1 protein-coding gene is annotated in these 336 nt (G+C 30.1%); it reads left to right on the top strand.

Annotated features, from left to right (window positions below; all coding sequences use genetic code 11):
* Positions 1–336, top strand: a 336-nt coding sequence (locus HMPREF3002_RS00060) for an ATP-binding cassette domain-containing protein (protein WP_141754459.1), incomplete at both ends; no start/stop codon positions are given.

Below are 336 nucleotides of genomic sequence, written 5' to 3'. Positions count from 1 at the left end.
ATATTCCCTCAGAGGAGTTATATAAAGATATTGCGTTTGTGCAAAAAAATGACTTTCTAATTGAAGGCAATATTCTAGAGAATATCAAATTGGCTAGAAACCTTCATTTAACTGAAAAATTAAGAAAATCCTTAGGTTTTAATGAAGACTTCCTTCGTAAAAACCTAGCTCAATCAAAGCAAATCATTTCAGAAGGAGAAAAGCAACGAATTGATTTAGCTAGGTTTTTAGTCAAAACATATTCAGTTTATATATTTGACGAACCTACAAGTAACCTTGATCCAATAAAAGCAAAAGAAATAATGGACTACATTCTATCCATTAAAGATGCAATTG

This window comes from Streptococcus sp. HMSC065E03 (assembly GCF_001815045.1).
Taxonomy (GTDB): domain Bacteria; phylum Bacillota; class Bacilli; order Lactobacillales; family Streptococcaceae; genus Streptococcus; species Streptococcus parasanguinis_AD.
This window is presented reverse-complemented; position numbering and strand designations above follow the sequence as displayed.